A 13,818-nucleotide genomic window follows, 5' to 3' on the forward strand; every position below is an offset into this window, starting at 1 on the left:
CAGCCTACCCGTGGTCGATGCCGGTGTGCCGCGTGAGCGTGAGCGTGCGGCGTTCGATCGGTTCCTCGCCCGTCTCGGGCGATACGGCAGGTCCGGTGGCGCCGGTCGGGCGCTCGATGATCAGCTCGAACCACTCGGGGACGACACCGTCCAGCATCCCGGCACCCCACTCCACGACGACGACGGAGCGGGCGAAGTCGATGTCGAGGTCGTCGAGTTCGAGGGCCGAACCGAGGCGGTAGGCGTCGACGTGGACGAGCGGCGGACCACCGACGAGGCTCGGGTGCGTCCTGGCGAGCACGAACGTGGGGCTCGTGACCGGTCCGCGGACGCCGAGTCCCTCGCCGATGCCACGAGTGAGCGTCGTCTTGCCCGCGCCGAGCGGCCCGGTCAGGACGAGCAGCTGCCCAGCGCGCAGCGCACCGCCGAGGCTGACGCCATACGCGTGCATCGCCTCAGGCGTCGCGGCTTCCGAGACCCCGTCCGTGAGCACGTCGTCCGTCATGCGCGCTCCTGAGGCGTGCGGACGACCCGATCGCCGATGCGGGTCACGAGCTCGTAGTTGATGGTGCCGGCCGCGTCCGCCCATTCCTCCACCCGGGGCGCTCCGGTCGACGGGTCGCCGAAGAGCACGACGTCGTCTCCGACGGCGATGGGGTCGTCACCGACGTCGACGACGAACTGGTCCATCGCGATGCGTCCGCACACGCGGTAGCGCCGACCGTTGATGAGCACCGGTCCGGTGTTCGAAGCGCTGCGCGGGATCCCGTCGGCGTAGCCGAGCGGCACGAGGGCGAGCGTCGTCGGCGCATCGGTGCGGTAGCTGTAGTCGTAGGAGACGCCCGCCCCCGGCTCGACGCGGCGGACCGCGGCGATCGAAGCTCTCAGGGTCATGACCGGGCGGAGGCCAAACGCCGCTGCGGTGCGGTCGGCCGACGCATCGGGCTCGAACGGTGAGAGGCCGTAGACCGCGAGCCCGAGCCGGACGGCGTCGTATCGGAGCGCTGGCTCGCCGAGCGCGGCGGCGGACGCCGCGAGGTGGATGGTGCGGGGGGCGAGTCCTGCCGCCTTCGCGAGCTCGACGCCCCGTTCGAAGCGGACGGCCGCTCGAGCGTCGTCCGCGGACGACGTGTTCGAGACGTGTGAGAACAGCCCGTCCACACGGACGAGCCCCGTGTGCTCCGCGGCGGCAGCGGCGGCGAAGAGCGCCGGCCAGTCCTCCTCGGCGGCGCCGTTGCGGCTGAGGCCGGTCTCCAGCTTGAACTGCACGACGGGCACGCCCGAATCCGTCACGGCGGCGGCAGCGAGCACCTGTTCGAGCTGCGCCTCGGACGAGAGCGCGAGTTCGAGCCCGGCGAGGAGGGCTGCCCCGAAGTCTGCGTCGGGCCCGTGCAACCAAGCCAGGACCGGCGCGGTGATCCCGGCTGCTCGGAGTGCGACGCCCTCCGAGATGTCGGCGACTCCCAGACGGTCTGCCCCGGCTTCGATCGCCGCACGAGCGACCGCCACGGCTCCGTGACCGTACGCGTTCGCCTTGACGACGACGATGAGTTCGGCGACGCCCGTCAGCTCGCGGAGTCGCCTGACGTTGTGGCGCAGGGCGTCGAGGTCGATGATGGCTTCGCGGGTGGGTCGGTTCCCGTCGGCCTGAGCGCGCATCATGCGTCGCGCTCCGCGACGACGAACGCCACTGCGACACCCGCGTCGTGCGTCATCGTCAGGTGCAAGCGTGTGATGCCGCGCTCGGCGACCACGCCGGCCGTGACGCCGGACAACGCGAAATCAGGCTTGCCCTCGGGGCCGTTCACGACCGCCATCTCCTGCCAGCGGATACCGTCGGACGAGCCGAGCGCCTTGATGAGCGCCTCCTTGGCGGCGAAGCGTCCGGCGAGCGACCGCAACGGCAGCTCGCGCTCGGACGGGACGAACAGTCGGGCGAGCAGGTTCGGGGTGCGGGCGATCGCCCGCTCGAACCTGGCGAGTTCCACGAGGTCCACGCCGATGCCGATGATCATCCCTCTACTCTACGGCCGAGGTGCGGCGCCCCGCCGACAGGCGAGCGGGCCACCTGACAGCTTGCGGACCGGCGACTATTCGACGGTCACGGACTTCGCGAGGTTGCGCGGCTGGTCGACGTCGAGCCCCTTCGCCGTCGCGAGTTCCATCGCGAAGATGTGCAGCGGGATGACGGCCAGGAGCGGCTCGAAGAGTGGTCCGGCGAGCGGGATCGGGATGACCTCGTCGGCCGACGGCAGCACGGCGGCGTCGCCCTGCTCGGCGATCGCGATGACCCGAGCACCTCGGGCGCGGATCTCCTCGATGGTCGAGATGACCTTCGGGTGGAGGACGGCTGAACCGCGCGGGCTCGGCACCACGACGAAGACCGGCTGACCGGGCTCGATGAGCGCGATCGGGCCGTGCTTGAGCTCGCCGCCGGCGAAGCCCTCCGCGTGGATGTACGCGAGTTCCTTGAGCTTCAGCGCGCCCTCCAGCGCGATCGGATACCCGACGTGGCGGCCGAGGAACAGGACCGCGCGGGAGTCGGCCATCCAGTGCGCGAGCTGCGCGATCTTCTCCGAGGCGCCGAGGATGCTGGCGATCTTGTCCGGGACGGCCTGGAGCTCCGCGACCTGCGAGGCGAGGAATGCCGGCGTCTGCGTCTTGCGCACCCGCGCGAGGTGGAGCCCGAAGAGGTACAGCGCGGTGATCTGCGCGGTGAACGCCTTGGTCGATGCGACTGCGACCTCGGGGCCGGCGTGCGTGTAGACGACGGCGTCGGACTCGCGCGCGATCGTCGCCCCCTGGGTGTTGCAGATGGAGAGTGTCTTCGCGCCGGCTTCGCTCGCGAACCTGACTGCCATGAGCGTGTCCATGGTCTCGCCGGACTGGCTGACCGAGATCACCAGCGTGCGCGCGTCGATCACCGGGTCGCGGTAGCGGAACTCGTGGCTGAGCTCGACGGTCACCGGGATGCCCGCCCAGCGTTCGATCGCGTAGGTGCCGACCGTGCCTGCGTACGCTGCCGTACCGCAGGCGATGATGACGATGCGGTTGATGTCGAGGAAGAGCTCGTCGAGTCCCTCGAGTTCGGGGATGACGACCTGGCCGCCGTCGACCCGGCCGCGGATGGTGTTCGCGACCGCGTCGGGCTCTTCACTGATCTCCTTCGCCATGAAGCTCGACCATCCACCCTTGTCGGCCGCTGACGCGTCCCACTGGATCTCGAACGGAGAGGTCTCGACGGGGCTGCCGAAGAAGTCGGTGACGGTCACGTCGTCGGGCGTGATGACGACCATCTGGTCCTGGCCGATCGCGACCGCGCGCTGCGTGTACTGCACGAACGCTGCGACGTCGGAGCCGAGGAAGTTCTCGCCCTCGCCGAGTCCGATCACGAGCGGCGAGTTGCGACGGGCGCCGATGACGACGCCGGGGAGGTCCTGGTGCATCGCGAGCAGGGTGAACGCGCCGTCGAGGCGACCGACGACGCGGCGGAAGGCCTCAGTCAGGTCGCCGGTCGAGCGGTACTCGCGACCGATCAGGACGGCGGCGATCTCGGTGTCCGTGTCGCTGTCGAACGTGAAGCCGTCGGCGAGGAGCTCGGCGCGCAGTTCGGCGAAGTTCTCGATGATGCCGTTGTGGATGAGCGCGAGCTTGCCGTCGTCGCCGAGGTGCGGGTGGGCGTTCCGGTCCGTCGGGCCGCCGTGCGTCGCCCAGCGGGTGTGGCCGATGCCGGTCGATCCAGGTGCGATCGGGTCAGCGGCGAGGTTCTCGGTGAGGACCGCGAGCTTGCCGGCGCGCTTGCGGGTGTTGAGGGAACCCGTCGCGTCGAGCACCGCGATGCCCGCGGAGTCGTACCCGCGGTACTCCAAACGCTTGAGTCCGCCCATCAGGACCTCGACCGTCTTGTCGTTGCCGACGTATCCCACGATTCCACACATGAGGATCAGCATAATCGGGCGATTTTGCGAGGATCGTGCACCAAACCATGCCAGCAGCGAACGGTCAGTGTTCGAGCGCTCGCAGCGCCAACCAGGCCGCCGCGCGATCGTCCGGATCCGCCATCGAGAGCCCGGTCAGCTCCTCGATCCGGCCCATCCGACTGCGCAAGGTCTGCCGATGGATGCCCAGTGCCTGGGCGGTGATCCCCCACGACCCGTCCTCCACGAGGTAGCGGCGGAGCGTCTCGGTCAGCTCTCCGTGGGCTCCGTCCTCCAACAGCGGGTCGAGCACTGATTGCAGCTCCGCGGTGGCCGCCTCATCGAGCCGGGCGAACACGAAACCCACCGTCGGCAGTGCGCGATAGTGCACGACGAACCGCCCGCCGCCGCTGGCCTGGTGCGCCTGCGCCGATTGCCGCGCCGAGCGCGCAAGCGTGTCGATCGATGCCGACTCGCCGACGCCCAGCCGCATCGGGACGGCAGCTGTGGCTGCGAACGCCTCGACGCGCTCGACGAGGTCCGGCACCCGATCCTCGCGGAGGAACCCGGTGAGCACGCCGTGCCGGACCGTCATGATCTGCGCGCAGCCGAGCTCGTCGAACCAGCGACTCGCGACACGCTCGACGTCGACCGTCTTGGAGCGCGAGGAGAGCGTGAAGGCGGCGAGCCGGACCTCACGGACCCCCCAGTGGGCGAGCAGCTCCGCGATCCGACCCGGGTCGCCACCCAACAACGTGTCGACCATGAGGTCACGGCCGAGGCGTTCCGCGACCGAGTGGTCGTGCGTGCGCAGGACGAGGTCGAGCAACGCCGCCGCCTGCGACGCGAGGGATCGCACTCGGCTGAGGCCACCCTCGCGTGAGGCGACGACGAGGTGCGCTGCCAGGTCCTCCCCGAGGCCGACGGGGTGCACCTGGAGGCCGGTATGCCGGATGCGCACGGGTCGGTTGAACGCCACGGCTGCGGCATCCTGGACATGCAGTGCGCCCGCGCCCGCGCTCGAGATCGTCTGGCCGTGGTCGTCGAGGAGGACGACCCAGCCGTCGATACGGCTCGCGAGTTCGGCGACGATCGCACCGACCCCGCCACGCCTGGCCACCTGTGTGAGCACGCGCGTGCCGGTCGCCACCAGACGGTCCTCCGCCGCCTGGTCGCCGGCGAGGATCGCATCGATCCGGAGCGCCGTGCGTTCGAGGTCGTCCTCGCACCACAGCACGGTCAGCCCGAGGCGTCCGAGCAGGGCCGTCTCCGACGGCGAGTGGGGCGCCGGCACGACGACCGCGGCAGCGCGCAGCGCTGCACGACGCTGGTCGTCGGCACCGAGCACTGCCTGGATCTCCGGAACCGTCGCTGTGACGATCGACGTGAACGCCGGATGCGAGCGCACCGCCAGATCAGCGATGGGGAGGAGCTGATCGATCGGTGCGGTACCAGCGATCGGCCCACCGAGGAGCGTCGCGCCGAGTGTGCGGACGATCGAGTCGAGGTCTCTGGCCATGAGGTGAGTGTACGAGATGTCGAATACTCATCGCCTGTCCACACTTCCGTACAGTGCACAGCCGCGCCCTGCTCCCTAGCATCGTCCCTGACCCACCACCGCCCAGGAGGCCCCCGATGAAAGCCGTCGTCTTCCGCTCCCCCGAGCAGCCGATCGAATACACGGATGTCGAGCTCGCGGCTCCGCGCGCCGGCGAGGTCCGCGTCCGCATCGCCGCCGCCGGCGTCTGCCACTCCGACCTGCACGTCAAGCGCGGCGAATGGGATGCCGCAGCACCACTCGTCATGGGGCATGAGGGCTCCGGCGTCGTCCTCGAACTCGGCGAAGGTGTCACCTCCCTGTCGGTCGGCGACCACGTCGTCCTGTCCTGGGTGCCTCCGTGCGGCGAATGCCGGTACTGCCGCTCCGGCCACGAGGCACGCTGTCAGAAGGTCGCGACGGTCGTCGCGCCGCTCGGCGTCCTCTTCGACGGCACCTCTCGCCTCTCGGCCGGCGAGGAGCCGCTGCACCACTACCTGGGCGTCTCCTCCTTCGCCGAGGAGGTCGTCGTGCCGGCCTCCGGAGCGATCAAGGTCCGCGACGACGCTCCGCTCGACGTCGTCGCACTGGTCGGCTGCGCTGTCGCCACCGGTGTCGGGGCGGTCCTCAACACGGCTGCCGTCGAGCCCGGCGCCACCGTCGTCGTCATCGGTTGCGGCGGGGTCGGTCTCAATGTCGTCCAGGGCGCGAAGCTCGCCGGTGCGGAGCGCATCATCGCGGTCGACGTCCGCGACGACAAGACCCTCCTCGCCGCCCAGTTCGGGGCCACCGACCGCATCAACGCCGCGGAGGTCGTCGCCGTGGACGCCCTCTTCGAACTCCTGCCCGACGGCGCCGACTACGCCTTCGACGCGATCGGGCGCACGACGACGACCGAGCAGGCCATCCGCATGCTCGGGCTCGGCGGTGCCGCCGTCATCGTCGGCCTCCCACCGACCGGGGCGAAGGCCTCGTTCGAGCCCCTCGTCCTCGCCGAGGCCGACCAACGAATCCTGGGTTCCAACTACGGCAGTGTCCGTCCGTCGATCGACATCCCCGCGCTCGTCGACCGGTACATGGACGGTCAGCTGATGCTCGATCCCCTCGTGTCGGCACGACGTCCGCTCTCCGAGGCCGCCGAGGCGTTCGACGACCTCGAATCGGGTGGCGCGCTCCGCACACTGCTCATCCCCTGAACCCGCCGCAGAGACCACCGGCACAGACCACCGGCACCGCCGGTCTCATACCGGCGGGGTCGACGCAGTCCCCCACAACGCGTCGGCTCCGCCGCTCCACCCCCACCCGCGAAACAGCACCGTCTCATTGGAGAGCCTGCCATGTCCTCTCGCACCGCCCCCTCGTCGCCGGACTCCCCCGCCGGCGCACCCGCCCGCCCGATCGACGCAGGCCTCCGCCGCGGCGTGATGAGCGGCCCGGAGCTCGCCGCCCAGGCGATCGCGAACATCGCACCGAGCGCCGTCATCGCCTTCACAGCGGCCGCCATCTACCTCGGCGCAGGCAACGGCACCGTGCTGTCGTTCGTCCTCGCGACGATCGTCATCCTGAGCGTCGGCTACTGCGTCGCCGTCTTCGCGAAGCGTCACGCCTCGGCAGGCTCGCTCTACACCTACGTGTCCAAGGGCCTCGGTCCGTTCGGCGCATACCTGGCCGGCATCACGCTCCTCATCGGGTGCTGGGGCATCGCCGCCGGCTCGCTCGGCGGCTCGATCTCCTACGTCGGCCAGTTCCTCGTGCTCATCGGGATCCCCTTCGAGGGACCGATCGCGTGGATCGCCCTGGCGATCATCCTCGGCGGCCTGGCGACGCTGTTCACGATCCGCGGCATCCGGCTCTCCGCCCGGGTCTCGCTCGTGCTCGAACTCGTGTCCATCTCGATCATCCTCGTGCTGCTCGTCCTCGCGCTCGTCTGGGCAGGTCCCCGCGCGTGGGATCCCGCACAGTTCTCCCTCGAGGGCGTGCCGTTCCAGGGCGTCGCCGCCGGAATGGTGCTCGGCATCCTCGGCTTCGTCGGCTTCTCCTCGGCCGACGCGCTCGGCCGTGAGGCACGCAACCCGTACGTCGCGATCCCCCGCGCGATCATGTGGAGCGCGGTGACCGTCGGCGTCCTGTACGTCTTCGCGGCATACACGCAGGTCATCATCCTCGGTGCAGGGCTCGGTGAGTCCGCGAACCCGCTCGAGGAGATCGCGACGACCATCGGCATGCCCGCCTGGTTCTCACCCGTCCTCACGCTCGGTGTCGGAGCGTCCTTCTTCGCCGTGGTCGTCGCGCCACTGAACGTCGTCGGCAGGATCGTCTACGTCATGGGCAAGGAGGGCGTCGTCCCCGAGCGGTTCGGGCGCACCCACGATCGTCATCTGACGCCGCATCGGGTCCTCCTGATCGCCGGCCCAGCAGCCATCCTCCTCGACATCGTGCTGCTCGCGACGGGCGTCGACCCCATGTCGATCGTCGTCTGGGTCGACACCTACGGCACCTACGGGTACATGGTCGCCTATGCTCTCGTCGCCATCGCCTGCGTCGTGTACACGAGGCGCGAGGGCATGCGGAACGGTCTCGTCTGGGTCTGCGCGGTCATCGCGGTGCTGAGCATGGTCTACGTCTTCTTCGCGAACGTCTACCCTGTGCCCGCGTTCCCGCTGAACGTCATCCCCTACCTGTTCCTCGCCACCCTCGCGGTGGCCATCGCCTGGTACGTCTTCCTCGCGAAGCGCCGTCCGGACGTCATCGGCAACATCGGGAACACCGAGACCGACCAGCTCGAAGGCGTCGGCTGAGCCGCGACGCGGGTCAGAGTTTGCGGAGCAGCACGGACGACACCGTGTGGTCGGAGTCTTTGCGGAGCACGAGCTTCGCACGCGACCTGGTGGGTCGGATGTTGTCGACCAGGTTCGGCTCGTTGATCGACCGCCAGAACCCCCGCGCCTGGTCGGCGGCCTCCTCGTCGGAGAGGTCGGCGAAGACGTTGAAGAAGGAGTTCGGGTTCGAGAACGCCCCGCGTTTCAGAGCCATGAAGCGGTCGACGTACCAGGACTCGATGTCTCGAGTACGGGCGTCCACGTAGATACTGAAGTCGAAGAGGTCGCTGATCGCGAGTCCGCTCGCGGTCGCTGCCGGCTGGAGCACGTTGAGGCCCTCGACGATGAGCACGTCCGGCCGTCGGACGACGACCTGCGCCGTCGGGATGATGTCGTAGCGCAGGTGCGAGTAGAAGGGTGCGCGGACCTCCGCGGCACCACTCTTGACCTCCGTGATGAAGCGCAGCAGCGATCGACGGTCGTAGGACTCCGGGAATCCTTTCCGGTCCATGATCCCGCGACGCTCGAGCTCCGCGTTCGGGTACAGGAAGCCGTCGGTCGTCACGAGCTCGACCCGCGGGGTGTCCGGCCAGCGCGACAGCAGTTCTCGCAACAACCGCGCGATCGTGGACTTGCCCACCGCCACCGAACCGGCGACGCCGATCACGAACGGTGTACGCACCGGCTGATCGCCGAGGAACTGGCTCGTCGCACGCCCGAGGTCCTGGGTGCCCTTCGCGTACAGGCTCAGCAGACGGCTGAGTGGCACGTACACCTCGGCCACCTCGCGCATGTCGAGGCGATCGCCGAGACCACGGATCTGCACGACCTCGGTCTCGCTCAACGGAGTGGCCGCGGGAGCGAGTCTGGCCCACTCCGCGCGGTCGATCTCCACGTAGGGTGTCGCCTGCCCTGAGGCGGCGCCCGTCGTCGTCGAAGTCATGCGATCACTCTTCCACAGGTGAGCGGTCTCGTCCGCCCCCTGGCGGCGTCTCAGATGGCGAGGCGTTCCCGCACGACGTCGGCGAGTCGATGCGCCAGGCGGTCTGCGGTCGGCTGGTCTGCAGCCTCCACCATGACACGCACGAGGGGCTCGGTTCCGGAGGGCCGCAGGAGCACCCGCCCGTCATCGCCCAACTCAGCCTCCGCAGCCCGCACTGCCTCGTCGACGACCTCGTCGCCGATGAGGCGCGTGCGGTCGACGCCGGTCACGTTCACGAGGATCTGCGGGTACACCTGCATGACCGAAGCGAGTTCGGCGAGGGTCTTTCCGGTGCGCGCCATCTCGCTGACGATGTGGAGCCCGGTGAGGATGCCGTCGCCGGTCGTCGCGTACGCCGCCATGATCACGTGGCCGGACTGTTCACCACCGAGCGAATAGCCGTGCTTGTTCATCGCTTCGAGGACGTAGCGGTCGCCGACGCCCGTCTGGATGACGGTGATGCCGTGCTCGCGCATCGCGACGTGCAGTCCGAGATTGCTCATGACCGTCGCGACGAGCGTGTCGTCCTTGAGTTTGCCGCGCTCCTGCATCGAGACGGCGAGGATGGCCATGATCTGGTCGCCGTCGACGATCTTGCCGTCGGCGTCGACCGCCAGGCAGCGGTCGGCGTCGCCGTCGTGCGCGATGCCGAGGTCCGCACCATGCTCGAGGACCGCCTTCGACAGCAGGTCGAGGTGGGTGGAACCGACACCGTCGTTGATGTTCATGCCGTCAGGGTCGTTGCCGATGATGGTGACCTGCGCTCCGGCGTCGCGGAAGGTCTCCGGAGAGACGCCCGCTGCTGCCCCATGGGCACAGTCGAGGACGACATGGATGCCGTCGAGACGGTGGGGGAGACTGCCGAGCAGGTGCACGACGTAGCGGTCCTCGGCGTCGGCGAAGCGGATGATGCGGCCGACATCGGCGCCCGTCGGGCTGAGTTTGGGACGATCGAGGTACTCCTCGATGCGCCGCTCCACGGCGTCGGGGAGCTTGGTGCCGCCGCGGGCGAAGATCTTGATGCCGTTGTCGGGAGCAGGGTTGTGCGAGGCGGAGATCATCACGCCGAAGTCGGCGTCGATGTCGGCGATGAGGAAGGCGGTCGCCGGGGTCGGCAGCACGCCGGCCTCGAGCACGTCGACGCCCGAGGACGCCAGGCCCGCCGCGACGGCGGCGGACAGGAACTCGCCGGAGATCCGTGGGTCGCGTGCGAGCACTGCGACCGGGCGCTTCCCGGCGGCACGGCGGGCCTCAGCACTACGGCCTTGCCCAAGCACCACTGCGGTGGCTTGGGCAAGGCCGAGAGCGAGGTCTGCCGTCAGGTCGGCGTTCGCGAGGCCGCGAACACCGTCGGTACCAAACAGCTGAGGCATGTAGCTTCGCTTGTTCCGGGCGCGATTAGCGCTTGGAGAACTGCGGAGCCTTACGGGCCTTCTTGAGTCCGGCCTTCTTGCGCTCCTTGACGCGAGCGTCGCGGGAGAGGAAGCCGGCCTTCTTCAGGGTGGCGCGGTTGTTCTCTTCGTCGATCTGGTTGAGCGAACGAGCGATGCCGAGGCGCAGCGCACCGGCCTGGCCCGAGGGGCCACCACCGGAGATGCGTGCGATGACGTCGTAGCCGCCGGCCAGGTCGAGGACCGTGAACGGGTCGTTGATCAGCTGCTGGTGCAGCTTGTTGGGGAAGTAGTCCTCGAGCGTACGGCCGTTGACCGTGATGGTGCCGCTGCCGGGGACGAGACGCACGCGGGCGATGGCCTGCTTGCGACGTCCGACTGCCGCGCCTGGGACGCTGAGCACTGCGCGGGGCGCGGTGACCGCTGCTTCAGCAGGCGACTCGGTGGAGTAGCTCTGCGGGGTCTCTTCGATGGAATCTGCGATGTTCGCCACTGTAAAATCCTTTTTTCTTGTCCGGTGCTTACTGGGCGACCTGGTCGAGCGTGAACGGCTTGGGCTGCTGAGCAGCGTGAGGGTGCTCGCTGCCCGTGTAGACCTTGAGCTTCTTCAGCTGGTCGCGACCGAGGGTGTTCTTCGGCAGCATGCCGCGGATCGCCTTCTCGACGGCGCGGATCGGGTTCTTCTCGAGGAGCTCGGCGTACGTGACGGCCGAGAGACCACCCGGGTAGCCGGAGTGGCGGTAAGCCTTCTTCTGCAGGAGCTTGGCGCCGGTGAGGGCGACCTTGTCCGCGTTGACGATGATGACGAAGTCGCCACCGTCGAGGTGGGGAGAGAACGTGGCCTTGTGCTTCCCGCGCAGGAGCGCGGCGGCGTGGCTGGCCAGGCGGCCGAGGACCACGTCGGTGGCGTCGATGACGACCCAGTCGTGCGTGATCTCACTGGCCTTCGGGGAATACGTGCGCGTCACAATAGTGCTGCTTTCTGGTCGGAGTTGGTTGTTCGTGAATCCCGCTCCTGTTGGGTGTTCCGATCGGAACACCCGAGGTGGAGGGCTCAACTTCGGGTACCGCACCGCAGAAGGCGCAGGCACCAACGAGAGAGTCTACGCGACGACTCTCCTCCGGTCAATTCAGTTCACGGACAGCTCAGTCGGCGGCTGCCGCGACATGTCCGTGGTGGCGACGCTGGCGGGTCTCGGTTGCACGGGCGTGGAGGAGGTCGATCTCGGGATAACCGATCTCCACGAGCGTGAGGCCGCGCGCGGGCATGACCCGGAAGTCGATCTGCCGCTTGCCGCCGTCGCGGAGCCGCACGACCTCGTCGAGGGACATGCGCCCCTCCCCCACTGCGACGCACGCGCCGACGAGCGCACGCACCATGCTGTGGCAGAACGCGTCCGCCGTGAGACGCGCCACGAGTACTCCGGCATCATCGCGCTCCCACGAGAACGCCTGCAATGCGCGGATCGTCGTGGCTCGAGGACGCGGCTTGCAGTATGCCTGGAAGTCGTGCAGACCGACGAGCGAGGACGCAGCCCGGTCGAGCAGCTCGACATCGAGGCCTGACGTCGTCCAGCTCGTCGTCCGTCGGAGCAGCGGGTCCTTTCGGACGCCGGCGTCCGCCAGCCGGTAGCGGTAGTGCCGCCAGACCGCGGAGAAGCGTGCATCGAAGCCGTGGGCCGCCGGCTCCGCGTGATGGATCACGACATCGCGGTCCATCCCGAGGACGCCGTTCAGGCGTCGTGCCAGGAGCGTACTGGGCGATTCCACGAGCCCGGACGGGTCGCCCGCCTCAGCGTGCCGTCCCTGCAATCGGGTGATCTTCGCGAGCTGCGGTTCCGTCAGATCGAGGTGCACGACCTGGCCCGTGGCGTGCACGCCCGCGTCGGTGCGGCCGGCGACGACGAATCGCGGCATCGGGGGGACGGACTTGCTGAGCACGAGGCGCAGCGCCGCCTCCAGCACGCCCTCGACGGTCCGCAGGCCCGGCTGCTTCGCCCAGCCCGCGAAATCCGTGCCGTCGTAGGCGATGTCCAGACGGAAACGCTGGGTCGGCAGCTCTCCGCCATCGTCGAGCACCTCCCCGCCTGCAACTGCCGCCGGCTCGTCGTCAGCGCTCACGGACGTAGGCCAGCTCACGCGTCGTCGCGACGAAACCCTGACGCTCGTACAGGCCGAGGGCACCGGTGGGGCTCGCGGTGTCCACCTCGAGCGTCGCGCGTTCCAGCCCGGCGGCGGCGATCCTGGTGAGAGCCGCCGCGAGGAGCGCCGGAGCGAGACGGCGTCCGCGCCAGTCACGGACGGTTCCGACGAGTGCGATGTAGGCGCTGGTGAAGCCCTGCGCGTCCCAGCTCGCCTCGTCGACTTCGGCGAGTGTGAAACCGACGACCCTTCCATCGGCTTCGACGCCGATCACCGACAGCTCGTCACGGAAGTGCGAGCCGCCGACGAACTGCTGCCACATGGGTGGGACCGTCTCGAGGCTGCCCCAGTGATCGCGGAACGAGTCGTTCCGAGCGACCCTGGTGCGATCCGCGTATTCCGGGCCGTACTGGACGAGCCGGACACCCTCCGGGACTGGGATCTCGTCGACGGGCAGCGACAGGTCGCGTTCCATGATGGTGAAGTACCGCGCGACCGAGAAACCGTGACGTTCGAACAGACGTGCCGCGGAAGGATTGTGCTCGTCGACGTAGGCGCGGGAGGACCTCGGGGCCGCATTCTCCACCGAGTCGAGCTGCTGCTCCGACCGCTCGAGCGACCAGGACAGCACGAGCCGCCCGATGCCACGGCCACGCCAGTCGGGGTGCACGCCGCCGAACACGTACGAGTACACGGAGACGTCTCGTGACGGCGCGAGGACGACCATCGCGAAGGCCACCACCTCGCCGTCCGGCGCGATCGCGAGCAGACTGTCGGTCTCCATGTCGATCCACTCGTGGTCGAACTCATCCGCGATCTCGTCACGGCTCGTCACCCGATGCGGGTTGTCGAACGGGTCCATCGCGCGGCTGAGCGCCACGAGCGCGTCGATGTCGGACTCCAGCGCGGGCCGCCACCGGGCGATCTCTGGGTGCTGCGGAAGCGCAGGCAGGCCGGCAGGAATATCAGGAGTGGTGCTCATGCCCTCAAGCCTAGAACACGCTCCAGTGCCGCCTGGAGACGACGGAAC

Annotated in this window: 13 protein-coding genes; 2 read left to right on the top strand and 11 right to left on the bottom strand. The window is 69.0% G+C overall.

What is annotated here, in order from left to right:
* Positions 1–4: 4 nt before the first annotated feature.
* From tsaE to ABMA10_RS16090, 5 genes are all read right to left on the bottom strand, one after another.
* Positions 5–505 (bottom strand): tRNA (adenosine(37)-N6)-threonylcarbamoyltransferase complex ATPase subunit type 1 TsaE, encoded by a 501-nt coding sequence (gene tsaE, locus ABMA10_RS16070; RefSeq protein WP_414693615.1) that lies wholly within the window; start codon positions 503–505, stop codon positions 5–7.
* Positions 502–1,662: an alanine racemase gene (gene alr / locus ABMA10_RS16075; RefSeq protein WP_347867154.1), complete on the bottom strand. Its 1,161-nt coding sequence runs from the start codon at positions 1,660–1,662 to the stop codon at positions 502–504. The genes tsaE and alr overlap by 4 nt, the downstream gene beginning before the upstream one ends.
* Positions 1,659–2,015 (bottom strand): holo-ACP synthase, encoded by a 357-nt coding sequence (locus tag ABMA10_RS16080; protein ID WP_347867153.1) that lies wholly within the window; start codon positions 2,013–2,015, stop codon positions 1,659–1,661. Before ABMA10_RS16080 ends, alr begins: the two co-directional genes overlap by 4 nt.
* Positions 2,016–2,090: 75 nt before the next feature.
* Entirely contained in the window at positions 2,091–3,938 is a 1,848-nt protein-coding gene (gene glmS / locus ABMA10_RS16085) for a glutamine--fructose-6-phosphate transaminase (isomerizing) (protein WP_347867152.1), read from the bottom strand.
* 64 nt (positions 3,939–4,002) lie between these two features.
* On the bottom strand, positions 4,003–5,436 hold the full coding sequence (locus ABMA10_RS16090; protein WP_347867151.1) for a PucR family transcriptional regulator: 1,434 nt from the start codon (positions 5,434–5,436) through the stop codon (positions 4,003–4,005).
* 116 nt (positions 5,437–5,552) lie between these two features.
* Here ABMA10_RS16090 and ABMA10_RS16095 point away from each other — a divergent pair, with 116 nt between their 5' ends.
* Together ABMA10_RS16095 and ABMA10_RS16100 are read left to right on the top strand one after the other, a co-directional pair.
* Complete coding sequence (locus ABMA10_RS16095) at positions 5,553–6,650, top strand: Zn-dependent alcohol dehydrogenase (protein ID WP_347867150.1); 1,098 nt, start codon at positions 5,553–5,555, stop codon at positions 6,648–6,650.
* Between the two features lie 228 nt (positions 6,651–6,878).
* A complete protein-coding gene (locus ABMA10_RS16100; RefSeq protein WP_431031527.1) occupies positions 6,879–8,252 on the top strand; it encodes an APC family permease in 1,374 nt (457 codons plus the stop codon).
* Between the two features lie 13 nt (positions 8,253–8,265).
* Here the strand turns inward: ABMA10_RS16100 and coaA are convergent, their stop codons facing one another.
* From coaA to ABMA10_RS16130, 6 genes are all read right to left on the bottom strand, one after another.
* Positions 8,266–9,216, bottom strand: a complete 951-nt coding sequence (gene coaA, locus ABMA10_RS16105) for a type I pantothenate kinase (protein WP_347867149.1) — start codon at positions 9,214–9,216, stop codon at positions 8,266–8,268.
* Between the two features lie 50 nt (positions 9,217–9,266).
* Complete coding sequence (gene glmM / locus ABMA10_RS16110) at positions 9,267–10,628, bottom strand: phosphoglucosamine mutase (RefSeq protein WP_347867148.1); 1,362 nt, start codon at positions 10,626–10,628, stop codon at positions 9,267–9,269.
* A 25-nt stretch (positions 10,629–10,653) separates the two neighbouring features.
* Positions 10,654–11,139, bottom strand: a complete 486-nt coding sequence (gene rpsI / locus ABMA10_RS16115; protein ID WP_347867147.1) for a 30S ribosomal protein S9 — start codon at positions 11,137–11,139, stop codon at positions 10,654–10,656.
* Positions 11,140–11,167: 28 nt separating this feature from the next.
* Positions 11,168–11,614, bottom strand: coding sequence for a 50S ribosomal protein L13 (gene rplM / locus ABMA10_RS16120; protein ID WP_347867146.1), 447 nt, complete (start codon positions 11,612–11,614; stop codon positions 11,168–11,170).
* 178 nt (positions 11,615–11,792) lie between these two features.
* A complete protein-coding gene (gene truA / locus ABMA10_RS16125; RefSeq protein ID WP_431031528.1) occupies positions 11,793–12,725 on the bottom strand; it encodes a tRNA pseudouridine(38-40) synthase TruA in 933 nt (310 codons plus the stop codon).
* A 31-nt stretch (positions 12,726–12,756) separates the two neighbouring features.
* A complete protein-coding gene (locus ABMA10_RS16130) occupies positions 12,757–13,770 on the bottom strand; it encodes a GNAT family N-acetyltransferase (RefSeq protein WP_347867145.1) in 1,014 nt (337 codons plus the stop codon).
* Positions 13,771–13,818: the final 48 nt, after the last annotated feature.

The organism is Plantibacter sp. RU18, from assembly GCF_050613355.1.
Lineage (GTDB): Bacteria > Actinomycetota > Actinomycetes > Actinomycetales > Microbacteriaceae > Plantibacter.

What these genes read in the sequence shown, in the direction of transcription:
- ABMA10_RS16130 (WP_347867145.1), bottom strand. Translation starts at nt 13,770, where the DNA reads ATGAGCACCACTCCTGATATTCCTGCCGGCCTGCCTGCGCTTCCGCAG.
- coaA (WP_347867149.1), bottom strand. Translation starts at nt 9,216, where the DNA reads ATGACTTCGACGACGACGGGCGCCGCCTCAGGGCAGGCGACACCCTAC.
- alr (WP_347867154.1), bottom strand. Translation starts at nt 1,662, where the DNA reads ATGATGCGCGCTCAGGCCGACGGGAACCGACCCACCCGCGAAGCCATC.
- ABMA10_RS16080 (WP_347867153.1), bottom strand. Translation starts at nt 2,015, where the DNA reads ATGATCATCGGCATCGGCGTGGACCTCGTGGAACTCGCCAGGTTCGAG.
- ABMA10_RS16100 (WP_431031527.1), top strand. Translation starts at nt 6,879, where the DNA reads ATGAGCGGCCCGGAGCTCGCCGCCCAGGCGATCGCGAACATCGCACCG.
- ABMA10_RS16095 (WP_347867150.1), top strand. Translation starts at nt 5,553, where the DNA reads ATGAAAGCCGTCGTCTTCCGCTCCCCCGAGCAGCCGATCGAATACACG.
- glmM (WP_347867148.1), bottom strand. Translation starts at nt 10,628, where the DNA reads ATGCCTCAGCTGTTTGGTACCGACGGTGTTCGCGGCCTCGCGAACGCC.
- glmS (WP_347867152.1), bottom strand. Translation starts at nt 3,938, where the DNA reads ATGTGTGGAATCGTGGGATACGTCGGCAACGACAAGACGGTCGAGGTC.
- tsaE (WP_414693615.1), bottom strand. Translation starts at nt 505, where the DNA reads ATGACGGACGACGTGCTCACGGACGGGGTCTCGGAAGCCGCGACGCCT.
- ABMA10_RS16090 (WP_347867151.1), bottom strand. Translation starts at nt 5,436, where the DNA reads ATGGCCAGAGACCTCGACTCGATCGTCCGCACACTCGGCGCGACGCTC.